Raw genomic sequence first — 9,463 nt, forward strand, 5'->3', positions numbered from 1 at the left:
CCCTGTGGGCGTGGGACTGCCGCCCGAAATGCCGCCTCGGCCAGCCCGGCAGGTCGAGCCTCCCTGACAGGGTGGTACAGGGGCGGCCCCGACACCAACAGGCAGACGGTCCTTGAGCCATCACAGATTGACTGTGATCGAGGTAGTTGGACGATTCGGGGGAGGGGAGGCGGGCCAGGGCCGTACTCTGGGTCGGCCTGCAGACGGGACTCGCAGGCTGACAGATCCAATAGGCCGTTCATTCGGGCGGCTCGACATCGGGGGGACCGATGGAACAGTTGCTTGCGGTGGAGTTGGGGGACAGCGTCGGGTCCGTCGCCGTTTTCGAGGTGGACAGCCGTCCGGCAGGCTCCGACCTCGAACTTGCTGCCGCTGGCAGCGGTGTGGTCGCACGCGCGAAGGTCACGCTCGACGAAGCGCTTGAACAGGTGAGGCCGGCATTGGCCAGCGTGGTGCGGACGGTGCGGTCTCTCAGCCCTGACGAGGTCGAGTTGGAGTTCGGCCTCAAAGTGGGCGGTGACACGAGCGTGATCATCGCCAAGGGCACCGCAGAGGTGAACTTCGCCGTGCGTCTGAGGTGGAGTCAGTCCTGAGGGTGGTGCACGTCAATAGGGAAGGGTTCGTCGTCCGCATCCGGCGAGTGGGGAGCGAGGACTCGGTCGGGGTCGGGTTCGTCGTTGGTGACCGCCGCATCATCACCTGCGCCCACGTGGTCAACGCGGCCATCAACCGCGACAAGTCGGCTGCGGACCGTCCCGCGGACGGCGTACGGATCCACATCGACTTCCCCCTGGTCGGGGACTCCGAAGGCGCCCCCCTGCGCAGTTGCAAGATCGAGGAATGGGACCCCCCTCCCGGGCAGGGATCGGCCGGTCGTGACATCGCGGGGCTTGCCCTGGTGGGCGGCGACACCCTGCCCGTGGGAGCCGGACCCGCACGGCTGGTCGACCACAGCACGGTGCGGGATGCCAAAGCCAGCGTCTTCGGGTATCCCGGCAATCCGCCGGGCCGGACCAACGGTGGATGGAGCCGATGCGTTCTGCGAGGGGCAACCGGCGGCGGACTGATCCAGTTTGACACCGAGATGGAGGCCGCGCTGCGTACACAGCCCGGCTATAGCGGCTCGCCGGCTGTGATCACGGATGAGTTCGGCGATGCCGTGGTCGGCATGATCGCCGTTGCGGGCCGGGACGGGACGGCGGGTGATGCCTATGCGGTCCCGTCGATCCAACTGGCCGCCGCATGGCCTCAAGAGCTGGGCAGCAGTATGTTGCCGCCTTGCCCCTATCGAGGGCTCCAGTCCTTCACCGCCGCAGACGCTCAACGCGGGCTGTTCGTGGGACGCGAGGAGGAGGTGTCGCGCCTTCGTACGATGGTCAGGGCGAAGCCGCTGGTGGCCGTGGTGGGGCCGTCCGGGGTGGGGAAGTCCTCGGTGGTGTCAGCGGGTCTGTGGCCGACGCTGGTCAACGACGGTTGGCTAGTGGCGTCCTTCCGACCTGGCATCGCACCGTTCGACGCCGTGGCTCGTGCACTTCTCGAACTCGAGAGGCCGGCCCGACCGCATTTTTCGCTCGACGACCTGATAGCTCGTTCAGACCAGTTGCGGCGCGAAGGCTTCTGGCGTGTGGCCTCGCAAGTCGCCCTCCTCACCGGCCGACGTATAGCGCTGCTCGGAGACCAGTTCGAAGAGGTCTTCACCAACCGGACCAGCGGCAGTGGACACGTCGAGTTCTTGGACCAGATGCTTCCACCGCTCGACGGCCCGGAAGCCGTGGGGGACGTGCGCCTGATCTGCACCCTACGTGCTGACTTCCTTCCCGATCTCCTAGCGCTTTCCGACATCGGGCCCCGCCTCCAGGACCGCCAGCTGAACATCTCGCCACTCGGCAGGGAGGCGCTGTCACGCGTGATCGTCGAGCCGGCCAGGACCGCCGACGTCACTTACGTTCCCGGCCTGGCCGAAACAATCGCGCGTGACGCCAGCGGCGGGCCAGGAGGGCTTCCCCTGCTGGAGTTCGCGCTGACAGAACTATGGCCGCTCCAGCGCAACAGGCAGATGAGCTTCGACTCCTACCACCAACTCGGCGGGGTGTCCGGCGCCCTGAACCAGCACGCCGAAACGGTGTACTCCTCCGTCCGGGAGAGCTTCGACGAATCGAGAATCCGCCGCGTACTCATGGCAATGACGCGGGCCCGCGGAGGAGCGAGCAGCGCCGTCCGGGTGGTCGCCCAACGCGAGCGCCTCGGCGCCGACTGGGAGGTCGCCCAGGCACTCGCCCAGGCAGAACACCGACTCGTCGTCATCGGCCCCGACGGTTCGGGCTCCGCAGAGATCGCCCACGAGGCACTCATCCGAGAATGGTCGAGGCTCGCCAGTTGGGTAGACGAAGACGCGGAATTCCAGCGATGGCTGGCCGTCATGGAGGAACGAGCCGCAGAAGCGGACCTCCTGTCCGAGGCCCGAGTAACGGAGGCGCAACGCTGGCTGGCCGAGCGGGGCACCGACATCCCCGAGGAGATCACCCACCTGGTGACGCGCAGCCAGTCAGCCATCATCGCCCGCCGCGCGACCGAAGAACGACTGACCAAGTCGGAGCAACGCACCCAGCAACTTGTCGAGGAGTACAGACAACTCCAGGAGATGACCTGGAAGAACACAAACCTGGCCCGCATTGCAGCGATGCTGCAGGGCAAACGCGACCTGGAAGCCACGACCTCCCTCGTACTGACCGAAGCGGCACCTGCCGTCGCAGCGCCCTACGGCTCCTTCTACCTTGCTCTAGAAGTCAGCCGCAGTGCCAGGGAGATGATCGTCGGCTACGACGAGGAGCAGAACTCCGTCCTGCGGCTCATCGCACGCTACGGGCACCGCCCAGGCCGCAGTGAGCCGGTGGCGAGCAGGGAATTTGCGGCCGTCAACGAAGCTGCCGCTTCGAGGTCCATGGTCCTGTGGGACGCTCCTCCGGGAGCCCTAACCCGCTCGGCGGAACTGGGACCAGCAGCGGCGCACGTCGCAGTGCTCCCGATCAAGCATGAAGGCTCACTGCTTGGCGTCCTCGAGGTCGCGGCCGCCCAGCCGTTCAGCGCTGTCGCCCTGGAGTTCCTGAACAAGATCGCTGACTTGGCCGGGACCACTGTCCACGCCATCAGCGTCAACACCAAGACCGAGGGCCTGCTGATGGAGTCCCAGCGGCTCACCGCCGAACTCTCCATTCGCTCTGCCGAGTTGGAGGTGCGCCAGGAGGAGCTGGAGCGCACCAACGAGGACTTGCAGGAGAAGGCCGAGCAGCTTGCCCAGCAGAACCTTTTCATCGAGGTCAAGAACAGAGAGATCGAGGACGCTCGGAAGGTTCTGGAGGAGCGCGCCGAGCAACTCGCCATTGCCTCCCGACACAAGAGCACATTCCTGGCCAACATGTCCCATGAGATGCGCACCCCGCTCAACTCGCTGCTGATCCTGGCCAAGCTGCTCTCCGACAACAACGAGGGCAACCTTTCGCCCAGACAGGTCGAGTTCGCCGACACCATCCACGGCTCGGGCCTGGATTTGCTCCAGCTGACCGACGACATCCTCGACCTGTCCAAGGCTGAGGCAGGAAAGGGAGACATTCACCCGTCCCGGATCGCGCTCGTCCAGCTCGTCGACTACGTCGAGGCCACCTTCCAGCCCGTCGCCCTGGACAAGAACCTGGACTTCGCGGTGCGGGTCTCGCCCGCTCTGCCCGCCATTCTGCACACCGACGAGCAGCGGCTCCAGCAGGTGCTGCGCAACCTGATCTCCAACGCGTTGAAGTTCACCGACACGGGCCTCGTACAGCTCACGGTCGCCCCGGATGGGCCAGACATGCCGCAGGGCATCCGCCGGCGCCTGCTCCGATCCGGCTCAATCACTGATTTTGACGAGCCGCTGATTGCCTTTGAGGTAGCCGACACCGGCATTGGCATCCCCGTTGAACGGCTGGGGGACATCTTTGAGGCATTCACGCAGGGAGTCCACAGCAACAACCGCAGGTACGGAGGAACGGGCTTGGGACTGTCGATCAGCCGTGAAAGCGCTCGGCTGATCGGTGGAGAGATTCACGTGGAGAGCACAGTAGGCGCGGGCTCCACATTCACCCTCTACCTTCCGCCGGGCAAAGCCCGCTGACCGGCCTGGACACCCCTGAGCCTTCCTGGCAAGCCAGGTCCCGCAGCAGTGTGAGCGGGCCGCCAGCGAAGGGGCCGAGGAGGCGGCCCAGCAGTGCCAGGTGCTCCCAGTACAGGGAACCACCCCCGTGCTGAAGCCACCGGCGGCGTGCTGGTGGAGTCACCTCCGTACGCGTGGGGACCGCAGCTCCTGGCGACGGCGGTAGGCGCTGGCCTGGGAAGCACCCCCGTACGCGTGGGGATCGCGGGGACAGCAGCAGAGCCGTCTCGTACCAGTCCGAAGCACCCCCGCGTGGGGACCGCGTGTCAGCGATCAGGGTGAAGCCGATCCCCGGAGAAGCACCCCCGTATGCGTGGGGACCGCCCTTTCCCACCAGGATGTTACCGCCGCGGCGGGCGCTGGTGGTCCGGTTCAGGGCATCCGTGTAAGGCCGGAGTCGAGACGTCAAGCCGGCTGGACACCGCCCGCGCACGCGACATGGCCGACGGCGGCTGGGACGACCACAACCCCGACGTCATCTCCCTCTGCAGCCACGGTGCATGCCTGCAAGGCCAGCACCGCCTCGAAGCCGTCGTCATCAGCCAGACCACCCGCTCGTTCCTCATCGTCCGCAACGTTGCGGTGCTCCGCGATCTCACATGCGATGTCCGGGAAGCCGTCGAAGCCCACCGGCTCCGGCCGTAGGCCAGCCATCAGGGCCCTGGCGATCGAACGGAGCCGGTCCAAGGGAAGCTTGCCGGCGTGGCAGCGCTGCCCCCGTGCGCCGGAGAACTGCTGCATGTCGCGCGTGTAAGGCCGAACGAGGAAGGAACCACCCCCGCCCGCTGGGGAACTAGTCGTAGGTGCTGGACGACCATACGGCGGGGCCGGAGTCACCCCCGAGCGTCGGGGAGCACTCCCGGTAGACGAGACAACGGGCCCCATTCCACGAGCCACCCCCGTGTGCCGGGGAACTACGGCTTGAGGGCGGCCACGATGCTCTGGGCCGGGGATCCACCCCCCGCGGGGGACGGTTGTTACTTCGATCGAACTCCGGACGGTTGGCATGAGGAGGCCTTGCGGGACCTCGCGCTCTGGCTGCGTGCTTGCCTTGCCTCGTGACCAGCAGGGTGTTGGTGCGAAGGCAGGAACGAACCCGACGGAGACGGTACGCCGCTTACCGGTGACCCGTGAAACACAGGGCTGGCCCGTCGCTTGATCAGGTGAACTCGGCAGAGAAGCCCGCCTGTTCGCGCATCGGGCCGGTTAGGCAGAACGCCAAGCGCTGTCACCGGTCGGACAGGAGCGTCCGGCCGGGGTGCGCGATGCCGGGGAGCGGGACGTGGACGTGCTGCAGGAGAGCGGTTTCGAGGGGATCGACCTGTGTCCCTGGGGGAAGTTCTGCGGCAGGCTCAACCTGCCTTACCCGCTGCTGTTCCACCTGCTGGACACCGCGGCTGCCGCGCTCGAGCTGTGGGACCGGTTCCTGACTCCTTCGCAGCGCAAGGTGATCGCCGAGGGCCTCGGGGTGACCCGGGCGCAGGCACGGCGATTGGTCGCGTTCTTCGCGGGCCTGCACGACATCGGCAAGCTGATCCCCTCCTTCGCCGCGTGCGAGCCCGTGGCGTGGGCGGCCGTCAGTGACGCCCTCCAGCAGGACGCCGGCCGCTACGAGCGGCTCGGTCACGAACGCGCCTCCATGCACCTGGGCGTCCACCTGCTCGCCGACCTCGGCTACGCCGCCGGCGGCAACAACACCCCGTCCGTCAGGATCGCCCAGATCTTCGGCGGCCACCGCGGACGCTTCCTGCAGCTCGACCTCGCAGGCGCCGCCCGCCTGTCCCGCGTCACCGCCGGCCTGGGCGGCGCACGCTGGCAGGACCTGCGCCGCCGCTACACCGCCCAGCTGCGCCACCTCACCGGCGCCACCGCGGTCCCAACCCGCGTGTCGGTACCCGCCGCCGTCCTGATCTGCGGCCTCACCCAGAGCGCAGACCGGCTCGTCAGCCGGCGCGACTTCTGGCTGCCGCTGGCGGAACTGCCCGCCTCTGGCACTGCCGAGCACTTCGCCCGCGCCCGAACCGCCCTGCGCAGCGCCGTCCATTCCATGGCCGAGGCGGACACGCTCAGGGACGCCGGGCTGCTGCGCACCCGCCTCGCGGATGTGCCGTTCGCCCGGGCCCACGGACACGAGCGGCCCAACGACCTGCAGGCGTCCCTGATCGGCCAGCTGCCCGCCGCGGCCGGGAGCCGGGGGGCGGGAATCCTGGTGGCCACCGACATGCCCGGCGGCGGCAAGACCGTCCTCGCGCTGGAAGCCACCCGCATCCTCAACGCTGCGTGCGGGACCCGGGGCTGGGCGATCCTGCTGCCCACCACCGCCACCACCGACGCCACCTGGGCCCTCGCCGACGCCTACGTGAGCGCCCACCAGCCCGAACACGCCCCGCTCACCCTCGTCCACAGCCACGCCTTCCTCAACCCGGCCTACAACGACCGCGCCCTGGCGCCGGGCGGCGCCCGCACCAGCGACGGCCACCGGGACGATGACGGCGCCGACGGCCGCGGCCGGCCCGAGGAAAAGGTCACCGTCCCCGACCCCTGGCTGCGCGGCGCCGAACAGGCACTCCTCGCCCAGTTCACCGTCGCCACCCACGACCAGGCCCTCATGGCCGCCCTTCCCGTGCGCCACAGCGCCATGCGGATGCTCGCCCTGTCCGGCAAGACGGTCGTCATCGACGAGGCCCACATCCTCGCCCCCTACAGCCGCATCCTCCTTGAGCGCCTGCTGTCCTGGCTCGGCGCCTACCGCACCCCCGTCGTGCTGCTCTCGGCAACCATGCCCGCCGCCACTACCGACCACCTGGTGCGGGCCTACCTCACCGGCGCTGGCCACCGCCAAGCAGCCCTGGCCGCACGCTCCTTCGCCGCGCCCTACCCCGGCTGGACCTTCACCGACGCCGCGACCGCCACCGTCACCACCGCCCACGCCACCGCCTGCGCCGCACATGCCGCCGCGCACCGCCGCGACGTGCACCTGGCCGTACGCCCGGTCCTCCACCGCCGCCTGGAACACACCGGCCGTCCCACGCAGGCGGGGGAGCGGCTGCACCTCGTGGAGGAACTTCTGGCGCCCACCGCCGAGCACGGCGGCTGCGCGGGCATCGCCTGCGCCACCGTCGCCGACGCCCAGGACACCTACCTGCACCTCAAACACCGCCGGCCCGACCTCACCCGCCCCGGCCGGGAGAGCGAACTCGTGCTGCTGCACGCCCGCTTCCCCGGAGCCGTCCGCGAAGCCGCCACCCGCCGCGTCCTGAACGCCCTCGGGCGCGGCGGCCCGCGGCCCGAACGGCTGATCGTCGTGTCGACGAGCGGCCTGGACATCTCCTTCGACATCGACTTCGACACCCTGGTCGCCGACCTCGCCTCCATCGCCCGGCTCCTGCAACTCGCCGGCCGCCTCAGGCGTTTCGAGACGGCCCCCGGCCGCACCGCTCTCGCCCGCCGGCCCGGCCGCGCGCCGCTGACCGTGCTGCAGCCCGTCGACGCCACCGGCACCACACTCGTGCCCGGCCACTGGAGCCGCCACGAGCACCCGGACCTCCTGCACGCCACCGCCGCGCTCCTGCACACCCGCGGCCACACGCGGGTCACCATGCCCGACGACGTCCAGCACCTCGTCGAACAGATCCACGCCACCGGGCCAATTGCCGCCGACACGGGCGGCTTCGGGCACCTCCTCGCCGGCCACCGCGCCCGGACGGGCATCGACGAACACCACGCCGCCCGCCACGCCATCCCCGCCCCGGCCTACGTCTCCTCCCTCGCCGACCTGCACCGCCAGCCGCTCACCAGCGCCACCGCCGCCACCCGCCTGGGCGCCATGCCCGTACGCGCCCTCGCCGTCCACTGCACCCCCGGCCACCCGCCCACCCTCGACGCCGCCGGCCACCACCCACTGCCCGGCACCACACAGCTGCGCTCCCGCGACGTACGCACCGTCCTCCAGCACACCTTCCCCGTCCCGCCCGCCTGGGTCACCCCCAGACCCGCGCAGCACCCCGCCGTACCCGAGACGTGGAAACGCCACGCCCTGCTCGCGGGCGTCGTCCTCATCCCGCACCACGCAGACGCCACCCCTGCCTGCTTCGGACGCCACCTGCTGCGCCTGGACGGCGAACTCGGCCTGGTCCACACGGAGCAGGACTGACGCACAGCCCTGCATCTGGATGAAAATCGCACTTGCTCTCACGCTTTGTCATCGGACGGGTTCGTGTGGTTACCATGTGTGCCGCGGGGAGGAACCCGACCCGGTTCCCGCCCAGGGCCGCGCACACCCAGCCGTCCAACGCGCACGGACGGCGTGCCGCCCCGGCTCCCATCCCCACCTCCAGCGGACAAGCCCCGGCCGGCCGGCAGGCCGGACGTAGGTCGAATCCCGGACCCCATTCCACGGCTGCCATCCCGGACAGGCCCCGGTCTCCGGGCAGCGCCACCACCCACCATCCCAGCGCCCCGGCACCTTCCATACCAGGACCGGACGCCGCCCCCGCCCTGCCGGCCAAGCCCGCCGCCGGCATGCGCGGCGCAGGCCCAGATGCACCGACAAATCACCGACACAGCAACCGAGTTGACCCATGCCCGAACACATCGGCTACCGCGTCGACGAACAACCCTGCATCCCCGTGACAACTCTGGAAGGCCGTCACGCCACGGTCGGCCTGCGCCAGCTCTTCCTCGACGCCCACCTCCTGCACGACCTCGCCCTGCCCATCCCCCCGGCCGCCTCCGCACTGATGCGTATCGCAGCCGCCATCACTGCCCGCATCACCGGCCTCGACGACACCGAAAGCGGCACCGACCACTGGACGCACCACCGCCGCACCCTCCTCGAAACCCCCACAGGCTTCGAGGAGAACGCCGTCCACACCTACTTCGACCGCTGCACCTGGGACCTGCTCCACACCCACCCGCTCCGCCCCTTCCTGCAGGACCCCTCCCTGCCCGCCCAGTGCAAGGAACGCGCCGGCGTCAACGCCCTCACCTACGGCCGCCCCGCCGGCAACAACTTCGCCTGGTTCTCGGCCCACAACGACACCGACCCCCAGCCCCTGCCCTGCGACCAGGCCCTGTGGCACCTGCTCATCCACCACTACTACGGCCCGGCCGGCCGCTGCTCCACTCGCACCCTGCCCGGCCGCAAAGGCACCGCCGACCTCACCGCCGGACCCCTGCGCTCCACCGTCTCCTACCACCACCCGCCCCACGACCTCTACACCACGCTCCTGCTCAACGTCCCCCGCCCCACCAGCCCTAACCAGGCCCCGGACCTGT

General features: G+C 69.5%; 5 protein-coding genes. 4 read left to right on the forward strand and 1 reads right to left on the reverse strand.

Going from position 1 to position 9,463, the window contains the following annotated elements; genetic code table 11:
• The first annotated feature begins 269 nt into the window (after positions 1-269).
• Entirely contained in the window at positions 270-593 is a 324-nt protein-coding gene (locus ACYP53_RS41095; RefSeq protein ID WP_459651198.1) for a CU044_2847 family protein, read from the forward strand.
• Positions 594-595: 2 nt separating this feature from the next.
• Positions 596-4,147 (forward strand): nSTAND1 domain-containing NTPase, encoded by a 3,552-nt coding sequence (locus ACYP53_RS41100; RefSeq protein WP_459651199.1) that lies wholly within the window; start codon positions 596-598, stop codon positions 4,145-4,147.
• A 444-nt stretch (positions 4,148-4,591) separates the two neighbouring features.
• Here the strand turns inward: ACYP53_RS41100 and ACYP53_RS41105 are convergent, their stop codons facing one another.
• The gene (locus ACYP53_RS41105; protein WP_459651200.1) at positions 4,592-4,927 is read right to left on the reverse strand and encodes a hypothetical protein; all 336 of its coding nucleotides are present in this window, start codon (positions 4,925-4,927) and stop codon (positions 4,592-4,594) included.
• A gap of 517 nt (positions 4,928-5,444) precedes the next feature.
• Between ACYP53_RS41105 and ACYP53_RS41110 the strand changes: the two genes are divergently transcribed.
• Both ACYP53_RS41110 and casA read left to right on the forward strand, forming a co-directional pair.
• Positions 5,445-8,339: a CRISPR-associated endonuclease Cas3'' gene (locus tag ACYP53_RS41110; protein WP_459651201.1), complete on the forward strand. Its 2,895-nt coding sequence runs from the start codon at positions 5,445-5,447 to the stop codon at positions 8,337-8,339.
• 475 nt (positions 8,340-8,814) lie between these two features.
• A partial coding sequence (casA, locus tag ACYP53_RS41115) for a type I-E CRISPR-associated protein Cse1/CasA (RefSeq protein WP_459651202.1) occupies positions 8,815-9,463 on the forward strand: 649 nt, incomplete at its 3' end.

It is taken from the genome of Kitasatospora sp. Ki12, assembly GCF_054601375.1.